Source organism: Leptospira wolffii serovar Khorat str. Khorat-H2 (genome assembly GCF_000306115.2).
GTDB classification, from domain to species: Bacteria; Spirochaetota; Leptospiria; order Leptospirales; family Leptospiraceae; genus Leptospira_B; species Leptospira_B wolffii.
Genome location: NZ_AKWX02000020.1, coordinates 472,497 through 494,993, shown reverse-complemented (window position 1 = coordinate 494,993; position 22,497 = coordinate 472,497). Strand labels below are relative to the sequence as shown.

Annotated in this window: 20 protein-coding genes; 11 read left to right on the top strand and 9 right to left on the bottom strand. The window is 45.1% G+C overall.

Features of this window, described 5'->3' with window-relative positions; translation table 11 throughout:
• Positions 1-42: 42 nt before the first annotated feature.
• Entirely contained in the window at positions 43-324 is a 282-nt protein-coding gene (locus tag LEP1GSC061_RS15520; RefSeq protein ID WP_016546531.1) for a hypothetical protein, read from the top strand.
• A gap of 21 nt (positions 325-345) precedes the next feature.
• A complete protein-coding gene (locus LEP1GSC061_RS15515) occupies positions 346-1,056 on the top strand; it encodes a lysophospholipid acyltransferase family protein (protein ID WP_016546699.1) in 711 nt (236 codons plus the stop codon).
• On the opposite strand, the gene dapF is transcribed toward LEP1GSC061_RS15515, so the two are convergent.
• Entirely contained in the window at positions 1,053-1,922 is an 870-nt protein-coding gene (gene dapF, locus LEP1GSC061_RS15510) for a diaminopimelate epimerase (RefSeq protein ID WP_016546807.1), read from the bottom strand. The two genes, LEP1GSC061_RS15515 and dapF, sit on opposite strands and share 4 nt — an antisense overlap.
• A gap of 232 nt (positions 1,923-2,154) precedes the next feature.
• On the opposite strand from dapF, the gene LEP1GSC061_RS15505 reads away from it, so the two are divergent.
• The gene (locus LEP1GSC061_RS15505) at positions 2,155-3,015 is read left to right on the top strand and encodes a class I SAM-dependent methyltransferase (protein WP_040508969.1); all 861 of its coding nucleotides are present in this window, start codon (positions 2,155-2,157) and stop codon (positions 3,013-3,015) included.
• A gap of 14 nt (positions 3,016-3,029) precedes the next feature.
• Here LEP1GSC061_RS15505 and LEP1GSC061_RS15500 read toward each other — a convergent pair whose 3' ends face one another.
• Entirely contained in the window at positions 3,030-3,905 is an 876-nt protein-coding gene (locus LEP1GSC061_RS15500; protein ID WP_016546534.1) for an HAD family hydrolase, read from the bottom strand.
• Here LEP1GSC061_RS15500 and LEP1GSC061_RS15495 point away from each other — a divergent pair.
• From LEP1GSC061_RS15495 to LEP1GSC061_RS15485, 3 genes are all read left to right on the top strand, one after another.
• On the top strand, positions 3,900-5,507 hold the full coding sequence (locus tag LEP1GSC061_RS15495) for an FAD-dependent oxidoreductase (protein WP_016546158.1): 1,608 nt from the start codon (positions 3,900-3,902) through the stop codon (positions 5,505-5,507). The two genes, LEP1GSC061_RS15500 and LEP1GSC061_RS15495, sit on opposite strands and share 6 nt — an antisense overlap.
• A complete protein-coding gene (locus LEP1GSC061_RS15490) occupies positions 5,508-6,644 on the top strand; it encodes a hypothetical protein (RefSeq protein WP_016546153.1) in 1,137 nt (378 codons plus the stop codon). It begins immediately after the preceding gene.
• Between the two features lie 124 nt (positions 6,645-6,768).
• The gene (locus LEP1GSC061_RS15485) at positions 6,769-7,143 is read left to right on the top strand and encodes a VOC family protein (RefSeq protein ID WP_016546036.1); all 375 of its coding nucleotides are present in this window, start codon (positions 6,769-6,771) and stop codon (positions 7,141-7,143) included.
• A gap of 81 nt (positions 7,144-7,224) precedes the next feature.
• Here the strand turns inward: LEP1GSC061_RS15485 and LEP1GSC061_RS15480 are convergent, their stop codons facing one another.
• Positions 7,225-7,425, bottom strand: a complete 201-nt coding sequence (locus LEP1GSC061_RS15480; RefSeq protein WP_016546778.1) for a hypothetical protein — start codon at positions 7,423-7,425, stop codon at positions 7,225-7,227.
• A gap of 67 nt (positions 7,426-7,492) precedes the next feature.
• Positions 7,493-8,221, bottom strand: coding sequence for an LIC10067 family putative lipoprotein (locus tag LEP1GSC061_RS15475; RefSeq protein WP_016546826.1), 729 nt, complete (start codon positions 8,219-8,221; stop codon positions 7,493-7,495).
• A 125-nt stretch (positions 8,222-8,346) separates the two neighbouring features.
• Here LEP1GSC061_RS15475 and LEP1GSC061_RS15470 point away from each other — a divergent pair, with 125 nt between their 5' ends.
• Positions 8,347-9,120 (top strand): enoyl-CoA hydratase-related protein, encoded by a 774-nt coding sequence (locus LEP1GSC061_RS15470; RefSeq protein WP_016546830.1) that lies wholly within the window; start codon positions 8,347-8,349, stop codon positions 9,118-9,120.
• A 69-nt stretch (positions 9,121-9,189) separates the two neighbouring features.
• A complete protein-coding gene (gene dcd, locus LEP1GSC061_RS15465; RefSeq protein WP_016546339.1) occupies positions 9,190-9,720 on the top strand; it encodes a dCTP deaminase in 531 nt (176 codons plus the stop codon).
• 9 nt (positions 9,721-9,729) lie between these two features.
• Here dcd and LEP1GSC061_RS15460 read toward each other — a convergent pair whose 3' ends face one another.
• Positions 9,730-12,912, bottom strand: a complete 3,183-nt coding sequence (locus LEP1GSC061_RS15460) for a SpoIIE family protein phosphatase (protein ID WP_016546628.1) — start codon at positions 12,910-12,912, stop codon at positions 9,730-9,732.
• A 92-nt stretch (positions 12,913-13,004) separates the two neighbouring features.
• On the opposite strand from LEP1GSC061_RS15460, the gene LEP1GSC061_RS21535 reads away from it, so the two are divergent.
• Positions 13,005-13,148, top strand: coding sequence for a hypothetical protein (locus LEP1GSC061_RS21535; RefSeq protein ID WP_156844570.1), 144 nt, complete (start codon positions 13,005-13,007; stop codon positions 13,146-13,148).
• Here the strand turns inward: LEP1GSC061_RS21535 and LEP1GSC061_RS15455 are convergent.
• The gene (locus tag LEP1GSC061_RS15455) at positions 13,143-14,069 is read right to left on the bottom strand and encodes a hypothetical protein (RefSeq protein ID WP_016546016.1); all 927 of its coding nucleotides are present in this window, start codon (positions 14,067-14,069) and stop codon (positions 13,143-13,145) included. The two genes, LEP1GSC061_RS21535 and LEP1GSC061_RS15455, sit on opposite strands and share 6 nt — an antisense overlap.
• Positions 14,066-17,251 (bottom strand): SpoIIE family protein phosphatase, encoded by a 3,186-nt coding sequence (locus LEP1GSC061_RS15450; protein WP_040508968.1) that lies wholly within the window; start codon positions 17,249-17,251, stop codon positions 14,066-14,068. The genes LEP1GSC061_RS15455 and LEP1GSC061_RS15450 overlap by 4 nt, the downstream gene beginning before the upstream one ends.
• Positions 17,252-17,439: 188 nt before the next feature.
• Here LEP1GSC061_RS15450 and LEP1GSC061_RS15445 point away from each other — a divergent pair, with 188 nt between their 5' ends.
• Together LEP1GSC061_RS15445 and LEP1GSC061_RS15440 are read left to right on the top strand one after the other, a co-directional pair.
• Positions 17,440-18,741 (top strand): dicarboxylate/amino acid:cation symporter, encoded by a 1,302-nt coding sequence (locus LEP1GSC061_RS15445; RefSeq protein WP_040508966.1) that lies wholly within the window; start codon positions 17,440-17,442, stop codon positions 18,739-18,741.
• A gap of 7 nt (positions 18,742-18,748) precedes the next feature.
• A complete protein-coding gene (locus tag LEP1GSC061_RS15440) occupies positions 18,749-20,062 on the top strand; it encodes an MATE family efflux transporter (protein WP_016546265.1) in 1,314 nt (437 codons plus the stop codon).
• Here the strand turns inward: LEP1GSC061_RS15440 and LEP1GSC061_RS15435 are convergent.
• Positions 20,055-21,503: a Vgb family protein gene (locus LEP1GSC061_RS15435; protein WP_016546426.1), complete on the bottom strand. Its 1,449-nt coding sequence runs from the start codon at positions 21,501-21,503 to the stop codon at positions 20,055-20,057. The two genes, LEP1GSC061_RS15440 and LEP1GSC061_RS15435, sit on opposite strands and share 8 nt — an antisense overlap.
• The gene (locus tag LEP1GSC061_RS15430; protein WP_016546000.1) at positions 21,500-22,444 is read right to left on the bottom strand and encodes a site-2 protease family protein; all 945 of its coding nucleotides are present in this window, start codon (positions 22,442-22,444) and stop codon (positions 21,500-21,502) included. Before LEP1GSC061_RS15430 ends, LEP1GSC061_RS15435 begins: the two co-directional genes overlap by 4 nt.
• Positions 22,445-22,497 lie beyond the last annotated feature (53 nt).

The window sequence follows — 22,497 nt, the reverse complement described above, 5'->3', positions numbered from 1 at the left end:
TGCGATCCATTTTGGACTTCCTATCAACGGAAAAGGAATAGTATGCCTGATTTCGATCAAATCGATCTGTTCAATTACGCCGCTTACGGCAATGAACACGATCCCGAATGGGATGAAATACGAAATTATATCCGCTCTAACTCGAGCGCATCCAAGGAATACGAAGAGATCAAAAAAAATCTTCTGAACGTCCAACCGAAGCGCAAGCACAGAGAAATGAGTCGCCCCAGACAGGAAGGCAATCTTTCTTCCAGGGATAGCGATTCTCCTCCTCAACCGAGTAGCCAAAACAAAAAATGGTGGAGCGTTTTCTTAGGAGAGTAGTTCGCCGAGAGGTTTCTGAGCGTGGAGAAAGAATCTAAAACGTATCTTAGAATCAAAAATTTCGTCGCCCCTTTCATCGGGTTGGCGGTGAATATCAGCGCGTACGGAACCGAGAATATCGTTCCAAGCGGAAAGTTGATTCTAACCTGCAATCATAGATCGGACATGGATCCGTTCATTCTCTCCTATACATTTCCCCGATTCATTTCTTGGATCGCAGCAGAATATACATTTCGCATCCCTATATTCAAGGATCTGGCAAAGATCGCCGGAGGGATCCCGATGTCGATAGATGGAAATATCTCCATCGGTTCTATCAAGATGATCCAACAAGTCTTTAAGAAAGGCGAGACCCTGGGTATCTTTCCGGAAGGCCACGATTACATGGTCAAAAACGATTTCAAGTCCGGCATGGTGAACTTCCATAGCGGATTTGCTGCTTTTTCCATACGCAATAAGGTGGATATCCTACCTTCAGTCATCATTCCGGTAGAGGAATCCTATTCGGATATACCTATACCTCCTATCGTTCGCAGTTTTATGGGAATGCCCAAAGAAGTATGCGATATCAAGAAACGATCGATTTACAAAAAGGTAAAGGTGATCTACGGAGAAAAAGTAGATCACAGAGAATTTCTCTCCGGCTCGTTAGAGGAGAATATGAAGCAACTCTCCGATGTGGTAAGAAGCCGGATGATTTCTTTGCAGGAAGGGCAGTACGCGGAAGCTTAGACTTCCACGACTCCGCTAAATACCTCGGTAGCGGGTCCGGTCATGAGTACATGTCCGGATTCGAGCCATTGCACTCTTAAGCTCCCGCCCCTTAGATCGATCCGAACGTCTTTACCTGTCTTACCGTTCAAATGGGATGCAGTCATGACCGAACAAGCCCCCGTTCCGCATGCGAGAGTTTCTCCGGCGCCTCTTTCCCAGGTTCTTTGGTAAAGATGGTCTTTACCACGAAGAGAAACGAATTCAACATTCACTCTGCGAGGAAATAGCTCCGTATAATTTTCGATCAGGGGTCCGATCTCTCTAACCGGAAATTGGTCCGGATCTTCCACATAGATGATGCAATGAGGATTGCCCATACTTACTGCGCTGAACTTCAGATTGTAGGAAGAATAGCCCGGCAGTTTACTTAAAAAAGAAAGAGGTTGTTCTAGAATCGGATTCTCATTCTCCCATTTCACAGGAATGAGAGAAGGGACCAAGATCGGTTTTCCCATATCTACGGAAACTTGCTCCACCTTACCGCTTCCGCCGACTTGCAGATCGAGTTCCAAAACTCCTGCACCGGTTTCTATCTTGGGTTGTTTCTTATTCGTAAGGCCATGGTCGTAGACGAATTTTCCCACGCAACGGATTCCGTTTCCGCACATCTCAGAAGAAGAACCGTCCGCATTGTACATATCCATTTGGAAATCACCGGTCTTGGAAGAACGAATGAATATGACTCCGTCTCCTCCGATTCCGAAATTCCGATCGGATAATTTACTGATCTGTTCGGGACTTAAGCGAAGATCGTCCTGAGTCGCGTCGATATAAACGTAATCGTTCCCGATTCCTTCCATCTTGGTAAAATGTACTTTAGCCAAACAAATCTCCTAATACAACGAGAGTATAGTTCCATGCTTCCAACGACCGCTTCCTTGGAAAATCCAAAAAGGCCCGAAACTATTTCGTTTTTTACTGGAATTTAAAGACTCGCCCAAAAGGATAAGAGCCTGTCCCCGAAAGGTAAAGGATCTTGGAGTCCGAGACCGGAATACTGATCGATAATCTAAGTCTTGGGACGGACTATAAACTATCATCTAAACGGAACTCGCTTTGAACCAGACCTGTTACCTCTGCGGCAGCCAAAACAATAAAACCTTATTCGTCGAAAACGGAATACCTATCGTGCGCTGCCTGAATTGCAGTCACGCATTCTCCACGTACGAACAAGAGGAGCATTACGAAGGTTACTGGGACGACGAAGCCGGATACGATTTAGACTGGTGGGATGTCGCTCACAGAGAGATCTATAAAGACTTCATAGGCAAATTTCTTTCCGCTCCAAAGGGTAGAATTTTGGACGTAGGTTGCGGGCTCGGATTCTTCGTTAAGACTATCGGAACCACACGCCCGGGTTGGGAAGCGGTAGGATACGAGATCTCGGAGAAAGCGGTAAAATTCGCAAGAGAGAAGAACGGTCTAAAACAGGTATTTCCCGGAATCGTGCAAGACAGCGGACTCCCGAAAGAAAGCTTCGATATCATCACTCTTTGGGACGTGATAGAACATATCCCGAAACCTCATAGCCTGATACAATATCTGTTCGGACTTTTAAAGCCAGGCGGATTCTTATTCGTACAGACCCCGAATTTCCCCGTTCAGTTATTCAAGGCTAAATTAAAAGTGGCCCTGAAAGGAATGCAACCGGGCGGACATTACCTGGAAGCTAAGGATCATATCAACGATTACACCGAAAAGACCTTGGGTCTATTAGCGGAGCAATGCGGATTTTCCTCCGTGGAATTTTCCATCTTAAAACCGATCGCTTCCGTTTCGGGAATTTCAGGTCCTAAAGCTAAATTAGGGATCTTGTTAAAGAAAGCATTCTATTATGGAACCTTAATTCTTTGGTATCTCACCTTTAAAAAGATAAATCTGAATCTTACCCTTTTCGCACTTCTGAAAAAGAAATAAGGTCCTTTTCGATCCTAGGATATAACCGAGCCTTTTTCTATACTCAAAATATAGTTCAAGGCGGAGACCAGATCCGGTGAGGTCCAGTATTCTCGGCCTTCTAATTTTTTCTTCTGGAGGGTTACGGTCTTTTTCTTACCGGAATCGATAGGTTTTGATATATGGAACGCCTGCACTCCGACTCCCAGGGCCCCACGGATATCGTCTTCTAAGGAATCTCCGATCAGATAAGAATTTTCTCCCTTAGCTCCTTCCAAAGCTTTTTGGAACATCAAAGGAGAAGGTTTTTCTTCTCCGATTTCTTCGGAGGTCACCATCCGATATTTTATATCCTTGGGGAGTAACACAGAAAGTTTCAGGACCTGAGTGCGTAGAGATTCGTTAGTGATAAATACCAAGTCCTGGATTTCCTGCAGTTCCTTGAGGAGCTTCAAAATTCTTCCGAAATCCTTGGCGTTCTTTTTCTTCCATTCCCGAATCCCGTTCAAGAAGAAACGAAAGTACAACGAGTCTAATTTCAAAATCAGAGAAGGATTCGTTCGGCCGAAAACGCCTTCGGTTAGTTTCTTAAAATACAAGAATCGCAGACGATTCACAGGGTTATTAGGAAGGGCGAGTTTGACTTCTTTTCTTGCGGACTCATAAGCTTTCCGAAATTCGGAGGAGGAAGAAAAGCCTAACGCCTTTGCTTGCGTCTCCAATCGCTTGACTGTGGCCTCGTAGATCGAAGTCGAATCGAAAAGAGTGTTATCTAAATCCAAAAGAAGAGCCATAGGAATACATTCCGAATCCGTGTCGGAAAGCCAAGGAGAATGCGGATCGTGATTATCCTTTCTCTTTTTCCTTGCCTCTTCTTCGAGCCCGAATAATCTTCGATTCGCCCTATGCAAGAGGAACGCTTTTCCAGAAAAATCTTTCTTTCGGTACTCGGATTCTGTGCCTTACTAATCGGTGTAGGAGGATTCTTTCGATTCGGTAAGAGAAAAGTAGAGGGAAAAATCCTAGGCCCGAATCGGGAGGCAGGTCATAGACTTCGGCAGCCCAGATCGGATTTCCGACCGCAAGGAAACTCGATCCGCACCAAGGTACTCATAGCCGGTTCCGGAATCTCAGGGCTAGCCTCCGGATACTATCTATCTCAGTTCGGAATCCGAGATTATATTCTCCTGGATCTGGAAAACGAAGCGGGAGGAAATTCCCGCTACTCCGAAAGCAATTCTCTCAAATATCCATGGGGCGCTCATTATCTTCCCCAACCAGGTCCCGAGACGGTGTTAGTTCGAAAATTTCTGGAAGAGAACGGACTTGTGGAAGGAAAGGATGCATCCGGAAATCCGATTTATCCCGAAAAATATCTCTGCTTCGATCCGGACGAAAGATTATTCTACCAGGGAAGATGGCAGGCCGGACTGGTTCCCAGAAGATCAGGGGAACCGGATTCGCAAGAACTGGAATTTCGTAAACTTCTATCATCTTGGCAAAACAGAATAGGAAGAGACGGAAAAAAAGCATTCAGCATCCCCGTCGATTTCTCTTCTCGAGATCCGGAAATCTTGAAGCTGGATCGTATTCCATTTTCCGAATATTTGATCTCTGCCGGAATTCGTTCTCCCGAGATTCTCTGGTATGCGGATTATTGCACCAGGGACGATTACGGTGGTCATTCGGATACGGTTTCCGCTTGGGCAGGGTTGCATTATTTCTGCTCTCGCCTTAGGGACGAAGAGGATTCCCCCCCTCTTCTTACCTGGCCGGAAGGGAACGGATTCTTAATGGAACTCTTGAAATCTCCTTCTAAGGAAAAAATCCGCACTTCTTCCTTGGTAGAGAGAATTCGAAAAGTTCCCGGTAAATGGGAGATCAACGTCTACGATTTGAAATCCGGAAAGGACACCGCCTATATTGCGGACCAGGTCATATACGCTCTTCCTTCCTTTACTAGAAAATACGTATTGGGAGAGAAGAGCACCTTCTTACAAAATCTGGAATATTCTCCTTGGATGGTGGCCAATCTATTCGTGGACGAATTGCCTCAAGGCAAGGGACATCCTCCGGCCTGGGAAAACGTCATCTACAAGAGCGCTTCTCTCGGATACGTGGTCTCTACCCACCAAGACTTGAGAGCCCAGAGGCCCCAATCCGTTCTTACCTATTACCAGGCCTTCGGAGGAAAAGATACGATTGCGGCCAGAAGGTCCCTGCTTCCTCGAAACTGGAATGATTGGAGAGAACTGATCTTAGAAGATCTGAAACGTCCGCATCCCGATATCAAAAACCTAGTATCCCGAATCGATATCATGGTCCATGCACATGCCATGATACGTCCGGTTCCCGGATTTCTCTGGGGAGGAGAAAGGGAAAAGCTTTCCCAGTCCCAAGAAGGATTGCATTTCGCTCATTGCGATTTGAGCGGTATTTCTATTTTCGAAGAGGCGCTCACTCGAGGATTCGAAGCCGCCAAAAAAGCGAAACATTTCCGAGGGGTATCCTAAATGACCGATCATCGGAAACCTTGGATTTTCTCCGCTCGTTTCGATCTTACCTGGATACTCGGGCCGGGGATTCTGTCGGTCATTCTAGTACTGATCGCGGACTATTTCGATTTTCCGAATGCCGGTCCAAGTTCCGGAGCTTCCAGGACCGACGGCAAGGCATTGCCTCCTTGGTTATGGCTGGCCTTGATCCCAGGTATAGACGTGGCGCATGTTTATTCCACCCTATTTCGTGCCTATTGGGACAGGGAAGTCTGGAATCGTAGAAAGACGTTATTGACTCTCACTCCCTTATTCTGTTTCATTTCGGCGCTCATTTTATATTCTTTCGGTAAGTCCGTATTTTGGACCTGCGTATCCTACCTAGCCGTTTTTCATTTTATCCGACAACAATACGGATTCTTAAGTCTATACGCACGCGGAGAAAAAAGAACCCAAGGTCTACTTTCTTTCAGCTGGGACAAAGCCACACTCTATGCGATCACGATTCTGCCTGTAGTTTATTGGCATCTGGCGCCCGGAGGCCGAAAGTTCGAATGGTTTACGGAAGGCGACTTCTTCTACTTTCCACAAAAGTCCCTGGCCGAACTAACGATCCTATTCTTCTGGATTTGGGTCGTTCTTTACGCTTTCTCGCAGATCTATCTTCTAATACGTAAAGAATACATATCGATCGGAAAACTGTTATTACTCTTCAATACGGCTTCGGTATGGTACGTTGGAATCGTTCTATTAAATGACGATTTCGCATTCACTTTTACGAATGTAATAAATCATGGGATTCCTTACATAGCGCTAATATACGCTTACGGAAACTTTCGCCGCAAGAATCTCCCCCATTTCTTTTATACCGCATTCTCCAAAGGTCTACTCGCAATCCTGCCGTTTGTCGGAGTCTTACTTCTTCTCGCATATTCGGAAGAGTGGTTATGGGATACTTTTGTTTGGAGAGAACACGCGGAAATATTCGGAAATCGATCCGTCTCGGTTTTGGAAATCGGAAGAGGATTAGAATTCATATTGGTGCCTATGTTCTTCCTCCCCCAATTCACCCATTACATTCTGGACGGCTTCCTATGGAAGGGAGGAAAAGAGAATGAAGAGTTGGTGGGCTTCCTAAATAGGCCCAAGTCTTAATGGATGAACATAAACGAGTCGGAAACGGCCCTAGGGACTGAAAAACGGACCCCTTTTTGTTTTCCGATAGACAAGCCCGGTTTTCCTCTCATAATGACGAAAAAGGAAAACAGGATCCGCCTCCATGATCATCGTAGAAGGAATCGACTATATCGTAATACCAACCGGGGACCTAAGCGCCTCTGTTAAGTTTTATTCCGAACTCTTTGATTTCGAACCAGTGGAAGAAAAGGGTGGGGATTTCGCCATCATCGGACTGGATTCCGTGAATTTGAAACTCCTCAATACCAACGGGGTAAAAGGAGCTCTTTCCGAAGCAAAATCTCCCGTTCTTAGCTTCGTTCTGGACGTGGACGATTTTACGGAAGCAATCGTTGAATTGGAATCCAAGGCAGTGCAAATCGTTCGCGGCCCGGAAGCAAGAGACGGCGGAGAGTTCCTACATTTCTTGGACCCCTCCGGAAACATTCTCGAAATCAATTATAAAGAAAGCAGATAAGCAATTCTTTACTGCTTTAGAAAATGAAAAGCCCTCGAAACTTCGAGGGCTTTTTTGTTGATTCGGGGTTTTTGCCCTGGCTTAAGAAAGTTTATCTACAAAGGCGCCTTTAACCTTGTATATTTCTCCGGCATAATCGGAATCCATAGATTTTTTATCGGAAGTGTCCGCCTGCTTATTTTCATAAGGCTTGGTAGGAATCCCTTCTACCCTAGGCATTTTACGAGGATCCGAAGAGGCTCTTTCGGGTAACCCGAGCTGGATCGCGGCGATAGTACTCATATCTGTCCTCCTCTCCGAATCTTAAACCAAACGTTCTAAGAAACCAAGTATTTTTTCCGGTATATTCCTATGGAAAGGAGATTTCGCAATTCCCTTGGCCCGCAGTAACGAACATTTGGACCGTATAATAGCTGGGAAATGATAAAGTAGGCTGGTATACCCAAGTGCTTGTATCCGTAAAAGTTCCCACACTCGTTTGAGAACAGGTCTTGGAGAACAAAGTATAAATCAATAAGGTATCACAAGCGATCTTGACATTCGTCGGACCGTCCGGATTTAAATCGATTCTCAGAGCTTTGGTTCCCGTCTGGCCGGTTATTTGGAAAGTCTTTGAGTTCGGATAACTCACTCCGAACTCGTCTCCATATTGGTTATTAAAAGATTTATAACAATCTATGTAGAATTTTCTTCCATAACAGTTCGAGGCAGCGCTACCGTTATCCGGATCGCAATACACCGCTCCTCCCTTGCTTACGAATAAGGTTCCTGTCGAGGCTCCGGCCGGAACCGTAGTGGTGATTTCCGTAGAAGTGGCGGTAAGCACTGTCGCAGCTACTCCGTTGAATGTAACCTTGGTGAGATTCACATCCGGTGTGAATAATCTTCCCTTGATAGTCACGGAAGTTCCCGGAGTCGCTCCGATCGGAGGCGCACCGGAAGGAGGATCGATTTCCGTTATCACAGGATCTCCTATCCCCAGCTGAGTCGCTAGATCCGTATTTTTGCTATCAGAACAAGAAAGTCCCACGACGGCTAAAAAAGAAATTAGAAGGATTGCTCTGCCCAAAGAATGCATTTTTTCCCCAAACTAGAACCGTTCTCAGTTCGCGCTTTTGCTTGCCGATTCCAAAAAACCGACCAACCTACCCTATTATCGGAAAAAAACCTTCCCTCGAGGAAAGTTTTTTCGGAAGGAAACGAATGAGCGAAACTGTTTTATATTCCATCGAAGATTATACGAGTATAATTACCTTAAATCGACCTGAAAAACGAAATGCGATCTCCAGAGATTTGCTATTAAATCTTATGTCGCATATTGAGAAAATAAAATCCGACCAGAAAACGAGAGTCTTAATCATTCAAGGAGAAGGTTCCGTCTTTTGTGCAGGTGCCGATCTAAAGGAAAGAGCCGAGATGTCGGAAAAGGAAGTGCATCGATTCCTGGATGACGTCGGAAAATGTTTCCAAGAAATAGAATCTCTTCCGATTCCTACGATCGCCGCATTGGACGGCGACGCTTACGGCGGAGGCTTGGAATTAGCTCTCTCCTGTGATTTTATCCTTATGAATAGTAACGCTAAGGTAGGCCTCACGGAAACCGGATTGGGTATTATTCCCGGGGCAGGTGGAACCCAAAGATTACCTAGAAGAATCGGAACCACCAAGGCATTAGAACTGATTCTTACCGCTGCAGTTATAGATGCGGATACCGCACTCCGACTCCAGTTGGCAAATTCCGTCTGGCACGACTCGGCTTTTATGGCCGCTAAAAGACTTGCGGCAACCCTCTCTGAAAAAGCTCCGATTTCCCTAAAACTAGCTAAGGCGGCAATTCGGGAAGGACTAGGAAAGGAAATAGGCTCGGCCCTGAAAATTGAAAGGAAGCATTATAACCGGACTTTAAATACGGAAGATCGTCTAGAGGCCTTGGCTGCGTTTCGGGAAAAACGAAAACCACAATTTAAAGGAAAGTAATCCCACCAAAAAAGTGGCGAGAGTTCGGCCCGGGAGAAAAATAGGAAAAAACGCCAAGCGGGAACGAAAATGATTCTAACGGGTAAGGAAATTAAGAAAAGACTGGAAAAGGATATCCTAATCGATCCTTACTCCGATAGCAGATTGAATCCGAACTCGTATAACTTGCGTTTGTATAATGAACTCGTACGCTATACGGATTCTCCTTTGGATATGCGTAAACCCAATCCTTCCGAAACCTTAATCATCCCGGATACCGGACTGAAACTGGAACCGGGAGTTCTGTACTTAGGAAGAACCTTGGAATATACCGAAACGCATAACCTGGTCCCGATGCTGGAAGGTCGTTCCTCGATAGGCAGATTGGGAATGTATGTCCACGTGACTGCGGGATTCGGAGACGTAGGCTTTAAAGGGTTCTGGACTTTGGAGATTTCCGTAATCCAACCTTTGATCATTTATCCGAATGTGGAGATCTGCCAGATTTTTTATCACACCGTAGAAGGCGAGATCACGGAATACAAATCCGGTAAATACCAAGGCAATAAAGGAATCCAAACCTCTATGCTTTATAAGGATTTCGAGAACGGAAAATACTGATCTTTCCGATCAGGAATTTTGGCTGTCTCTACGGATCAATCGGACCAGCTTTTGAGCGTTTTCATTTTCCGGATCTAGGGCCAACGCCATATGAGCGTATTCCAAGGCTTCTTCGAATTGCTCCGTCTGCCTATATAAATCCGAAAGATTGACCAGGTTTAGAGGATTATCCGGTTGGAGCTCTTGCATACGTTTCGCCGCGAGAATCGCCTCGTCCATCCTTCCTATCCTGCGATTCGCCAAAGATAGATAGTACCAGTACTCCACCAAATCGGGATCGCTTCCCAAATAATGATTCAGTACTTCTACGGCTTTGGAGTAATTCTTTCCTTTAAAGCTCAACAAACCAAGCAACTTGGTGACTTTGGTGTTTTGAGGATCGGATTCGTAGAGACCTTCCAAGGCGTTGAGCGCCTGGCTCAATCTGCCTCCTACATAATCTTCCTTCGCCTTCTTATATATGAACTTCCAATCCAGAGGATCCGTTAGTTTGTCCTCTGTCTTAGGAGAAGAGATCGGCATGTATTCCACACGAAGTAAGGACAAGTCGTCGGTCAGTTCTCCTACTTTGAGTATCTCTTCTTCGATTCCGATCAGATCGCCTTTACCTTTTTCGACCAACTGAAGGAAAAGCATCTCGTCTTCGTTGATCGTGCGAATCTCTTTCTCCGGAGTCAGATCCAAATCGTCCTTTCCGTCCGAGCCGATAATCAGAACGTCTCCCGGTTCCAATCTAGTTTGGTGTACTTTAAATTCGTATTCGGAATCCAATCCTATCTTTCTGAGAGTCAGTCCTGTTTCCAAGAAACCGGCCCTTCCGTCTCTGTAAATGACGGAATACGGGTGTTCCGCGTTGAAATACCAAACCTTTCCGCTCTCGTCTTCTACAAGTAAGAAGGTTCCGGAAATTACCATCGATCCGTTGAAGGATTTGAAGACGGATTGCATTTCATCGTATATTTCCGTAAGCCATTCCGAAGGACTGGAATCCAGTACACGGTCGTTTGCCGCGGAGCGGGCCAAAATAGAATTGATGACCACCCCCATCACGAGAGAGCCTCCCGCACCTTGCATGGATTTTCCCATAGCGTCTCCGTTCATCGCAAACGTATAGCGTTGGTAATCGTCGGGTTTTCCTAAACGGAGATTTCCGGTAACACAAAGGTCGCCACCAAGATCGGCATGCTTTCCTTTGAACTCGAATTTCTTTTTCTGGTGGAGAATGAATTGGGTCCCCACCTTGGAGGACTTATTCGCGTTATAAAAAAGCGGTTTCGCAAGAAGAGAAGTTAGGAAATAATCCCCGTCTTGCTGCACTTTCAATCTTTGGAGTTCCTCGATTTTTTCGGAGAGTTCGGTAGTTCTATCCCGAACCTTCGTAGCCAAGTTTTCCGCGTATTCCTGCAATTCTCCCCTGGCCTGACGAATCGAAGTCACCATGCTATTGAACGAATCGGATAAGAATCCGATCTCGTCCTTCAGGTCCACCTGAACTTCCACATCCAAGGCGCCTTGATTCACCTTCTCCATTCCGGATAAAAGACGATTCAGAGGAGAGACCAAGCTTTGTCGGAAGAATAGAGGAAATACGAAGAATATGACGATAAGCACGATTCCCAAGATCATGGTCTGCTTTGCCGCAGTCGGGTGCATGAACTCCCTGTATTTTCTATAAGAATATCCCACCTCACTTACCAGGTCCTTTTTGACGTCGTAATGGATATAGGTCACAAAATGGCGATGCTCATCCAGGCTCTTGCGATAATGGCGATACAATGCGGGCTGAAAGGGACGGAAATACAGAAGAATCTCCGCCTTCAAATCTCCGATCAAAAGGTCCTTATCGTTTAGAGTGCAATTGCCGTCTTTTTCTTTCCAACGAGCGAGTAGATGGTCCCTAAAGGCCGCCACACCCTTATCCGCACTCTTTAGAAACTTCCGCCCGTCCAAGCAGAAGTCCTTAGGAAAGATATAATCCAGTTTATTGGAAGTTACGAACACGCTTGTGTTCAAAGAATTGAGGGATTCGAATAACTTAGTCTTTAGCTCTTTCCCTTCGAGGTTGGGATTGGATTCCAAGAATTTCAGTATGGTAGCACGGTATCCGCTGAAATATTCGTGAGTATCCTTCAGAAGCTTTTTTAAAGAATTTCTAAAATCGTTTTCTTCCAGGAGTTTGATTCGCTCGAACAAGATCGTATTCTTAAAGTCTATTTCCAGTTGAGGAAGTCGAAGATCGTGTTGGTTGCTATAACGGGAATAGTCCACCGGTTTAGAGTCGCCTTCCCACTGGACGATATATTCCATTTCCGGAGTCGATCTTCCACCTTCCAGAACTCTCGCCATATTTACGATGGCTTTAGTATCGTACTCCGCTTCCTTGTCCTGATTCGAAATAAATACGAGAGCCTGCATGATGAGCATCAAAGTCACGAAAGTGATCCCTACGATCTTCACCATAAAGGTGGTTTTTTCTTCGCTGAAATTTAAAAAAATCACGAGGATCAGGAAAAGTCCCAAAGTCATCAAGAGAACGATGGAAGTGAGGTAGGTGGATCTTTCGATATATCCGTCTCTACTTAGAATATTGGTAAGCGCGGGTACGACTCCTCCGGCCAATAGAGCGCTCATAAATCCGCCGATAGCGAATCGCACCCTGCCGCTAGTCTTGATCATTCTCCAAATCGGAATGATCAGAAAGGAAACTAACACAAAGAGTCCGATCAGGATCGCGATCTTTCGAGAAGCATCCTCGGCGTTGAAGTCCCAATGGTGAGCGGTAAAATGGTATTTTTTGGGAGCGTTATACGTTACGTAGAAAAAATAGGAAACCCCGATCGCCATCACCGAATATTGTCCGATCAATAGATTCCGATTCAATTTAGGATGGGCGTTTTGGGGATAACGGGACATGAATTGCCCCAAGTGCATCAGAGCAGGAAGTATGAATCCTACGGTAAGCCATCTATGATAGGCGGCATTGGGATGGTAAAAGAATGCGGCAAAGAAATATCCGGTGCAAAAAAAGGCAAAGAATAAGGAACCGAGAGCCAAATGCATAGTACTCGAGGACTTCTCCCTCAAAAACAGGAAGAATAAAGAGGTAAATAGAAAGGCGAGGACCGCCAAAAGACTCCCGAAGGAGTAATAATTCAGAAGAATGTCGCTCTTAAGTACCGAGAATATTTCCATAAGCTTCTAAAAGGAGGGAGAGTTTTAACTTAAGTCTGGTTATAAATCCTATACAGGAAAACCGTCCTAAATCGCCAAAACCCCTCTTATAAATGGATTATATTGATCCAGGAACGATTCTAATCAAACTAAAAACGAAATTCGCTCTGCAAAGCCTATTCATAACGGATGCGATATTAAGTATTCTTCTCCAAATTCCTAAAATCGAAGCTTTCGGATCGGGAAAGAAATTATAATTTTTCGATATCTTGGGGTTTGGTAAACGAATTGGCGGAATAAACCGCATACGGCCCGGGAAACACCCAACCTTGCAATATCCTTGCCCAGTCTTTTCTTTGTATATTTCCCAGTAATTGAAGAACGGATTGAGTGGTGAGAGAGGAAGAAGCAGCAACTTGCTTCAAGAAATTCTTATATCCTTCGGGTCCTAGTTCTTTGTATAGAATGAACTGTGTTCGGACGCACTTGGAATAGTACCAAGGCCCCAAAGAAGCGTCAGTAAGATGAAAGTCTTGGCTCAAAGGAGGATCTTTTTTGGGTAGTTTTTCCTCCAAGGACCATTCTTCCCGAACCGACAGCAATTCTTCGGAATCCAGTCTTAGAGTTCCTTTCTTAGCCAATAGGTAGGGAAGAAAGGATACTATTCCTTCGCTTAACCATGTCGGTTCCGTAAAGTAATAGTGTCCTAGCTCGTGCAATAATAACGCGGGATATCCTTGGGGAACCAGACCTGCCTCCATGAATATTCCGATATCCTTTCCCAGGTCTCCAGAAACGTTATTATATCCTCCGGCCCTGGTTCCGTTTAAGAATACGGCTTCTTTTAGAACTAAACGGATTTTATTTTTCTCCGAATCCGGTAAAGAACGGTAAATCGGCAGGGTAGCTTGGTGAAAAGGAAAGCCCAGATACGACTCATAAGAATCGATTAGTCCTTTCGTTTTTTCAAATGCGTAACGATTCCAATCCGGATTTTCCGTTTCGTTCCGAATAACGATCCGGACATCCCCTCCCCTTAAGCGAAGATTGAATTCGGACTCTGCGGTCTTAGAAGTTTTTGAGCGATTTTGAGCGGATAAGGATAGGGTAGACGTTAGGACCAGAAGACTGAATCCGATCCGAAAAAAAACCTCTCTCCGGAAAGAGAGACCGATCAACGGTCTCTCTCTATCAGTCGGATCAATTTATGAGCGTTCTCATTCCCGGGGTCCTCTTGTAGGATCTTACGGGCATACTCCTCCGCACGATCGTACATCTCCATCAATCGATAGATATCGGAAAGATTGACCAGGTTGGACATATTATTGGGGTCCGCTTCCAAAAGTTTCAGACTTGCCGATAAGGCTTGGTCGTATTTGCCCATTTTCTTATTTGCAATGGACAGATAGAACCAGTACTCGTGTAGATCGGGATCCGAGCTGAGATAATTATTCAGAACCTCTACAGCGGTAGAATAATCCTTTCCTTTAAAGCTTAAGAGACCCAATAATTTGTTCAATTTCTGATTGGCACTATCATGCAAATAACCGGTCTTGAGTAACTCGAGAGCCTCTTCTAATCTACCGGTCTTATACATTTTTCGCGCTTCTTCGTAGACTGAATCCGTATTGAGCGCCTTGTCTATATGATCGGAATCGTCGAAAATATCTTCGATTTCGTCTTTTTTAGGTTCGCCCTGGAATTCTATCTTCAATAAGGAAAGGTCGTCCGTAAGTTCTCCGGTTTTGCGGATTTCGATTTCGATATCTTCCAAATTGGCCTTTGCATGTTCCACATGGCGAAGGAAAAGCATCTCGTCCTCGTTGATCGTTCGAATGGTTTCCTCGGGAGTCAGATCCACGTCGTCCCGACCGTCCGATCCCAGGATCAGCACGTCTCCCTTCTTCAGTTGGAAACTTCTTACCTTAAATTCGAATTCGGAATCCAATCCCAATTTTCGGAGAGTCAATCCGTCTTCTATAAAACTAGCCTTGCCGTCCCGATAGAGAACGGAATAAGGATGTTCCGCATTGAAATACCAGACTTTTCCGGTCTCGTCTTCGACCAAATACAAGGCTGCGGAGATCACCATGGATCCGTTAAAGGATTTGAATACCGCATGGATTTCGTTGTAAACCTCGGCTAGCCATTGCTCCGGTGTGGCTTCCAAGATGCGATTATTCGCCGCGGAGCGGGCCAGAATGGAGTTCATAACGACTCCCATCACCAAGGCTCCACCGGCGCCCTGCATGGATTTTCCCATAGCATCCCCGTTCATGGATACCGTATAGCGTTTGAAGGAATCGGGACGTCCCAATCTAAGATTTCCTGTGACGCAGATATCTCCGCCCAGGTCGGAGTGCTTTCCTCTAAACTCGAATTGCTTCTTCTGACGAATGATGAAATCGGTGGATACCAACTTGGATTTATTCGCGTTATAGAATAATGGCTTCGCAAGTAAGGAAGTAAGGAAGTAGTCACCGTCCTGCTGGACTTTGAGTCTTTGCACCTCTTCCATCTTTTCCTGGACTTCTCGGGTTCTTTCCCTGACTTTCTCTTCCAGGTTTTCCGCATAATCCTGCAATTCCCTTCTTGCCTGTTTGATGGAGGAAACCATGGCATTGAAGGAGTCCGCTAAGAATCCGATTTCGTCCCGAACCTTTACGGGAACCACAACGTCCAGATCTCCTTTATTCACTTTCTCCACACCGGAGAGTAAGCTATTCAAAGGATCGACGAGACTGTTTTTGAAGAATAAGGGGAATAACGCCAATACTACGAATAGCACGGAGAGCAAGATGATGGTTTGCTTCACCGCCGTTGGGTGCATGAATTCGCGATACACTCTATAGGAGAAGCCTACTTCGCTCAGTTCCGACTTTTTAGGATCGAATTTCATGAAAGCCACATAATGGCCCAATCCGTCATTACTCCTACGATAGTGGCGGGTCTCGCTCGGCTTAAAATATCTAAAGTAACGTAGAATTTCGGATTTAAGAGGCCTGTATTCCAGCTTCTTTCCGTCCCAGAGACAATCTTCGGACCAATGAGAGAATATCTCCTCTTTAAACGCGTTCTCAGCGGAGCCCAACGATTTGATCAGATTCCGCCCGTCTTTGCAGAACGATCCCTCGGATAGACCCTCTAATTTATTCGTGGTCACGAAGGCATTCTTATTCCATACTTCCGCATTGGATACGATCAGAGCCTTGAGTTCCGCAGAAGAAAGTTGAGAATTGGAGGAAACCAAATCCTTAATCACTCTCTTGTAACCGCCAAAATAAGAATGGCTTTTAGAAAGAAGGGAATCCAAAGAAGGTTTGAAATTCTGATCGTCCAAATTCCGAATTTCTTCGTAAATCGCTACGTTCTGTAAGTCAGTTTCGGATTGCTTCAGGTCCAAATCCAATTTGGAATCGTAACCCGACAAGTCCATGCTATCCTTGTTATCGTCCCATTTCAGAATATATTCTATGTCCGCGGATTTGACCCCGTTTTCGGTCACTCTTTCTATATTCACTAAACGTAAACTATCGTATTCTGCGTCCTTTTCTTGGCTGGATATATAAACCAAGGCCTGAACGATCAAACAAATCGTGAATAGCGTAATACCCACGATCTTAACCATAAAAGTAGTCCGTTCCGCGCTATTATTGATGAAGGCGATCACCAAGAACGAAAATGCGGTCAGGAAGAAGATCGTATTGGAAGTGATATAAGTGGAACGTTCCATCACCCCGTCGCGACTCAGGAAGTTGGAGATATTCGGATAAATCGCGGCGATCAAGAATCCGATAGTGAACATTAAAAGCGCGATTCTTCTCTTGTCCTTGGTAACGATGACTCGCCAAGCAGGAATAATGATAAATCCCACTAAGGAGAATAGAACGATCACGATCGCCAGATAACGACTCGCATCGTAAGCGTTAAAGTCCCAGTGATGGGCAGTAAAGTGATAAATCTTTTCCGAAATACCGGTAAGATAAATGAATAAGGCTACGGAAATTCCCCAGACGGAGTATTCTGCGATCAGAACCCATTTAGCGATTCTCTGGTTGCTGTTTCCCGGAAAGCGAAGTAGGAATTGGGTATAGCTGGCAAGTGCGGGAAGAATAAAACCGCCCGTTAGCCATCTATGATAAGCCGCCCAAGGATGATAAAGAATCGCCGCTAGAAAATATCCGGTCTCGAAAACGGTAAGGAAAATGAATCCGATTCCTAGATAAGTGGTGGCGATCGTTTTGTTTCGGAGCGTTAAAAAGAAAACGCCGAGGAAAAGGGTGGTCAACGTGACCAATAAACTTCCGAAAGAATAGTAGTTAAAAAGGACCTGGTCCCAAGACAGCGGATTAAACCCCATAAACTCCCGTAGTCGGTTCGAATTCCGGTCATCGAAAACCGACGCAAAGCCGAGTCTTTATTTTTGATTTGCCTTCCGAAGAAATCCAATTCCCGAAAGAGGCGAAAAAACGGCTGAAGCCTTCACTATCATTTTGAAAAGGGAAAAATCAATAGAAAAATAAGAACAAGCCTCCTATTCTGTCATGCATGCCGACTGAAGAACCGATGAAGTCTTTGAGTTTCCGTCTCAAACGGATGTTAAAGGAAAAACTGTGGCTACGAGTCCTTATCGGGTTATTCGGCGGATTCTTGACCGGGCTCTATCTGAGTCCCGAAAATCAGTTCGTCTCAGCCGAATTCTCCAAAGCCTTAACCTCCTGGTTGGGTCTCCCCGGGCATTTTTTCCTTATTCTACTTCAGATTATCATGATCCCACTGGTGTTTTGTTCGATTTTACTCGGGATACATGCGGGAGAAACATTAGAAAATCTCAAAAGTTTCGGCCTAAGAGTCTTCGGCTACTTCGTTATGACTACCTTTCTTGCCGTAGGCATCGGTATCGGTATCGGAACCCTAATCCAACCGGGAAGCTTCGTGGACACTGCCGGAATTCCGGCTGCCCCATCCTCCAAAATCCCGGCGAATTCGGAGCCTATTAGCCTAGATAAATTTCCGGATCTACTACTTTCCGTTCTTCCCAGAAATCCTTTCCAGACTTTCGCGAACGGAGACATGCTCGGGGTCGTTCTTCTCGCTCTGCTAGTCGGAATAGCGCTATTATCCATCGAGAAGGAAAGCTCCCAACATGTTTTACCGGTCATTAACGCAATATTTCGGACTAGTATGATTTTTGTAGATTGGGCGATGCAATTGGCTCCTTATGCGGTCTTCGGATTGATCGCTCAAATTACGGCAAAGATAGGCATCAAGGTTCTCTTAAGTCTAGGGGTCTATTTCCTGACCGTCTTAGGAGGACTTGCTTTAGTTCTTCTCATGTATTCCCTGATTCTCATCTTTTTTGCGCGCAAGAGTCCTTTCTGGTTTTTTAAACAAGCAGGAGAGGTGATGCTTTTGGCTTTCTCAACTTCCAGTTCCGCCGCAGTTCTGCCCTTCAGCTTAAAGACCGGAATTGAGAAGATGAAAGTGCCTCGAAAGATCGCCGAATTCATTCTCCCCCTAGGCGCTACGATCAATATGGACGGAACGGCTCTCTATCAAGCGGTCGCTACGATCTTTCTCTCCCAAGTCTACGGCATAGAACTTACCGTTGCAAAAATTCTATTCATTCTAGTCGCCACAGTCGTGGCGTCTATAGGAACACCTAGTACTCCCGGTTTGGGGATCGTAATTCTAGCTTCTATTCTCTCGGGTGCGGGCGTTCCGACGGAAGGAATCGGAATCATTTTGGGCGTGGATAGAATATTGGATATGTGCAGAACGACAGTGAATATCACCGGCGATCTTACCGCTTGTAACGTCTTCCAGAAGCTGGAAGAAAAAGGATCTTAATTCGTTCTTGGATCAAAAATTCTTCCGACTTACTTTCTATAATATTCTTACAAATCTTACCGTTCCTTTAACCGGCCTTGCCGATACCGCCATATTGGGACAATTGGAGACTCATACTTTCATGGCAGGAGTCGCTCTCTCCAATATTCTATTTTACTATCTCTTCTGGGCCTTCTCCTTTCTTAGGATGAGTACGACAGGCCTCACCGCCCAGTCCGAAGGCGGAGAAAATAAAATAGAATCGGGGCGCCTTCTTTTGAAATCAGGAGCTCTATCTCTCATCATCGGGGCAATCATTTTGGTATTCAAAAATCAGATCCGCGATTTCGGTTTTCTTTTTTTAGAGGGAGAAGCGGATGTGAAGAGCGCGGGCTTGGAATATTTCGATGCAAGAATCTATAGTACTCCGGCGGTCATGTGCAACTTCGTTCTTACAGGTTGGTTTCTGGGAAAATCCCAGAGCGTTATCGCTCTCATCGCGACTGCAGTCGCAAACGTCTCCAATTTTCTCTTAAATATCTGGTTCATTCTTCATTTGGGATGGAAATCGGAAGGAGCCGGACTCGCAACGACCATCAGCCAGTATCTAATGCTACTTTTCTTTTTACTCTTCCTACTAAAGGAAAAAGATGGGATACTCCGCGCTTTTCGATCGGAAGGGGTATTCGATCTAAAGGGATTTCGTTCTCTTCTATCTTTAAATTCCGATATCATGATCCGAACAGTATTACTGATTTCGACATTCAGTATTTTTCGAAATTTCAGCTCGGGCCTCGGCTCTTATACTCTGGCGGCAAATGCGATTCTCCATGAATTCATTTTAGTAGGAGCATTTTGGATAGACGGAGCCGCGTTAGCGACCGAAACGATTTCGGGAAATTTAAAAGGAAGCCGGGATCGAAACGGATTATGGAGAATTTTGAAATTAGGAATCTGGAGCGGACTATCCATAGCATTCCTATTCTCTTTTGTAGTTCTAATTTTTCCAGACCAAACCTTCGGCTGGATCAGTAAGACTCGCGAAGTGGTAAGAATCGCGAAAGAATACAGCCTATGGCTAGTGCCGATTCTTGTCTTCGGTTCGGTGGCATTTATTCTCGATGGTTTTTTTCTGGGACTGTCCGAAGGCAGAATTCTCAGAAACTCGATGTTCGTCAGTTCTCTAATATTCTTCCTGCCATTTGCTCTTTGGGGAAAGAAAGAAGCCGACAATCATCTACTCTGGTTTTCGCTCGCGACCTATATGCTCGGAAGATCCGTCACGCTAGGTTACGTGGCGTATAAAAAACTCTTCCTACAAAAATCGGAATCGTTCAGTTAGAGGAAAGGTCCGTTCCCTTGGGAAGAATGGAAATTTCTATCTCCGCGGGAATCGGTTTCCAAAAGTCGGAATCCTTGGCTTTGTACAAAAGAGGAGAAGGTAAGCCGCTCCAACCTTCGCTCCTGAATAGATCCACTACATCCTCCCCTTTTTGATAAGAACGGGAGGATTCTATTTTTTCGGGTCGAATGGTAGAAATCGGCACCCACCCGAAACCAGGTATGTAAATGTCCAATGTATCCTTGAAAGCAGGACTAGCAGGATTAGCGAAGGAAATCGTTTTTACAGGTCGGATCGGAATGCCGGAATCCGAAAGAGACTTTTTCAATCCGTCCCAATCGGATCGGAATAGCCTCGCATCGAAGATCTTATCGATGAAATAACTGGCGGCCTTATCCTTTACAGTGACCTTATTTTTGGTAAAAGGAGCCAAGTCCGTCGGAATCTCTTCCTTCTTCTTTAAAAAATCGTCGATCACATAATAACGAACGTTAGTAGTTCTTGCCTCGAAATGATATTCTAAAGACTGGGATCCTTTAGGATCGTCTATACCCAATTTTTTAGATAGAGCTCGAACCCCTAAAACGCTATCTCCTTTAAACTTAGGATCTTTGGTCTTCATATTCCGGATTCTTTGGTGTTCCGTTGTCGGAGGAGGAAGTAAACCCAAGGTTCCGCCTACTAGAGTGGGATCGTCCAAAGAATACTTCAATTTCACGTTGATCAGATAAGTCGCTTCTCCGGAAGAAAGAAAGCGATCGGTCTCGACGAAGGAGATTTTTTTCACTTCACGACTCGTTCTATCCACTACGTAAATTCTACTTCCTAGAATGGCAATGCCTCGAATATCCTTGGAAGGTGCCCGGACGGAACCCGTGATCTTTCCGTTGGTGGGATCGTATCTATAAACGTTTCCGTCGGAAGAATCGGTTACCCAAAGACTATCCCGGGCAAAGCAAATATCTTTCGGTTCCGCTCTATCGGTGGGAAAGCCTCCTAGAAATGTTTGGGTTCCCTTATCGTAGATGGTGATCTTTCCGCTATCCGCATCCAGAATATAGAGATAATTTTGGTAATTGGCAATACCTCCGATTTTATCAATCGGGACCGCAATGCGCTCCGTCACACCTCCAGTATTCGGTTCTATCTTAAGGACCATTCTCTTAGTAGCTACGAAGACTCTACCTTCTCTCGAATCGAAATTCAATCCGGCAATGAAAGGGATTCCCAAGTTATACGCTTCCTGTCTGCCGGTAGGGTCCACTTTGATGATCGCCCTACGCTTGCTATCTGCGAACCAGAAATTCGTTCCATCGTAGGAAAGACCGTAAGGATTCTCCGTAAGTTGGATATCCACATCTCCTTCTTCTTGAGAATGGATGGGAAAAAGGAAGAATAATAAAATTAAGGGAATAGAAAGTAAGACTCGATTCGTTTTCATATATCAAATAAGCTTTTTATTGTATTCCAGATATCCTCTCCCAAGCTAGATTGCACTCCGGAATTCGTAACCACTTCGAAAGGGGAAATCGGAAAGATAAACACTAAGGATAGCAACATCGCCCAACCGAAATATTTGCGGTATTTATCCATCGGAATCGGACTGTCCGGGACGTAGGGATGTTCCACTCGAATAAAATAATAGATGATCAATCCCCAAAAGATCCACGAATAATTCCAAATCGAAAGCAATAGAAACAGGGAAAATAGATAATAAATCCACTTTCTATATCTCTCGCCCGCCAAAGAGTAAATTATATGACCCCCGTCCAATTGTCCGAAGGGAAGAAGGTTCAATGCGGTCACAAGAAGTCCTACCCAACCGGCGAACGCAAGAGGATGATAATCCACCGTATATAATGCCGAATCGAAAGGGCCTAGTATTTTCTGAGAGGACCAATACACTAGTAAACTGTTGCCGAGTCGTAGTCCTGCACGATCGGAATCCGCAGCGAGTTGAGCCATTTGGTCGGAGATCGATTCCAGTGTGGAAAAATGCAAACCGATCCATAGACAGGGAAGGGATAAGAAAAGACTCATAGCGGGACCCCAGATGCCTATATCGAAAAGTTGGATCTTATTTCGAATCGGCTCCAATATTTTAATCACCGCGCCCATTGTCCCTACCGGCGACATCGGCATAGGAATGAAAAATGGAAGAGTCGCCCGAATACCGTAATATCTAGCGGCAGTGTAATGTCCCATCTCGTGGCAAAGAAGAATCAAAAGCAAGGACACTGAGTAAGGCCACTGGATGAGTAGAATTCGCATCATCTCCTCCCAACGCTTACCAGGAAGAGAAAGAAGATCTCCCTGAAAGGTTAAGGTGAGAAATGTGAGAACGAATAAAGATAGATGGAGGCCGTACCTCGGTCTGTTCAAAGGAAAGTCCCCGCTTTTTCAGCGATTTTCATTCGGTTCCCCTGCAAAACGAT

Excerpts from the sequence above, each read along its gene's own strand:
- LEP1GSC061_RS15520 (WP_016546531.1), top strand. The coding sequence starts at position 43 with ATGCCTGATTTCGATCAAATCGATCTGTTCAATTACGCCGCTTACGGC.
- LEP1GSC061_RS15495 (WP_016546158.1), top strand. The coding sequence starts at position 3,900 with ATGCAAGAGGAACGCTTTTCCAGAAAAATCTTTCTTTCGGTACTCGGA.
- LEP1GSC061_RS15490 (WP_016546153.1), top strand. The coding sequence starts at position 5,508 with ATGACCGATCATCGGAAACCTTGGATTTTCTCCGCTCGTTTCGATCTT.
- LEP1GSC061_RS15485 (WP_016546036.1), top strand. The coding sequence starts at position 6,769 with ATGATCATCGTAGAAGGAATCGACTATATCGTAATACCAACCGGGGAC.
- LEP1GSC061_RS15480 (WP_016546778.1), bottom strand. The coding sequence starts at position 7,425 with ATGAGTACTATCGCCGCGATCCAGCTCGGGTTACCCGAAAGAGCCTCT.
- LEP1GSC061_RS15475 (WP_016546826.1), bottom strand. The coding sequence starts at position 8,221 with ATGCATTCTTTGGGCAGAGCAATCCTTCTAATTTCTTTTTTAGCCGTC.
- LEP1GSC061_RS15470 (WP_016546830.1), top strand. The coding sequence starts at position 8,347 with ATGAGCGAAACTGTTTTATATTCCATCGAAGATTATACGAGTATAATT.
- dcd (WP_016546339.1), top strand. The coding sequence starts at position 9,190 with ATGATTCTAACGGGTAAGGAAATTAAGAAAAGACTGGAAAAGGATATC.
- LEP1GSC061_RS15460 (WP_016546628.1), bottom strand. The coding sequence starts at position 12,912 with ATGGAAATATTCTCGGTACTTAAGAGCGACATTCTTCTGAATTATTAC.
- LEP1GSC061_RS21535 (WP_156844570.1), top strand. The coding sequence starts at position 13,005 with ATGGATTATATTGATCCAGGAACGATTCTAATCAAACTAAAAACGAAA.
- LEP1GSC061_RS15450 (WP_040508968.1), bottom strand. The coding sequence starts at position 17,251 with ATGGGGTTTAATCCGCTGTCTTGGGACCAGGTCCTTTTTAACTACTAT.
- LEP1GSC061_RS15445 (WP_040508966.1), top strand. The coding sequence starts at position 17,440 with ATGCCGACTGAAGAACCGATGAAGTCTTTGAGTTTCCGTCTCAAACGG.
- LEP1GSC061_RS15435 (WP_016546426.1), bottom strand. The coding sequence starts at position 21,503 with ATGAAAACGAATCGAGTCTTACTTTCTATTCCCTTAATTTTATTATTC.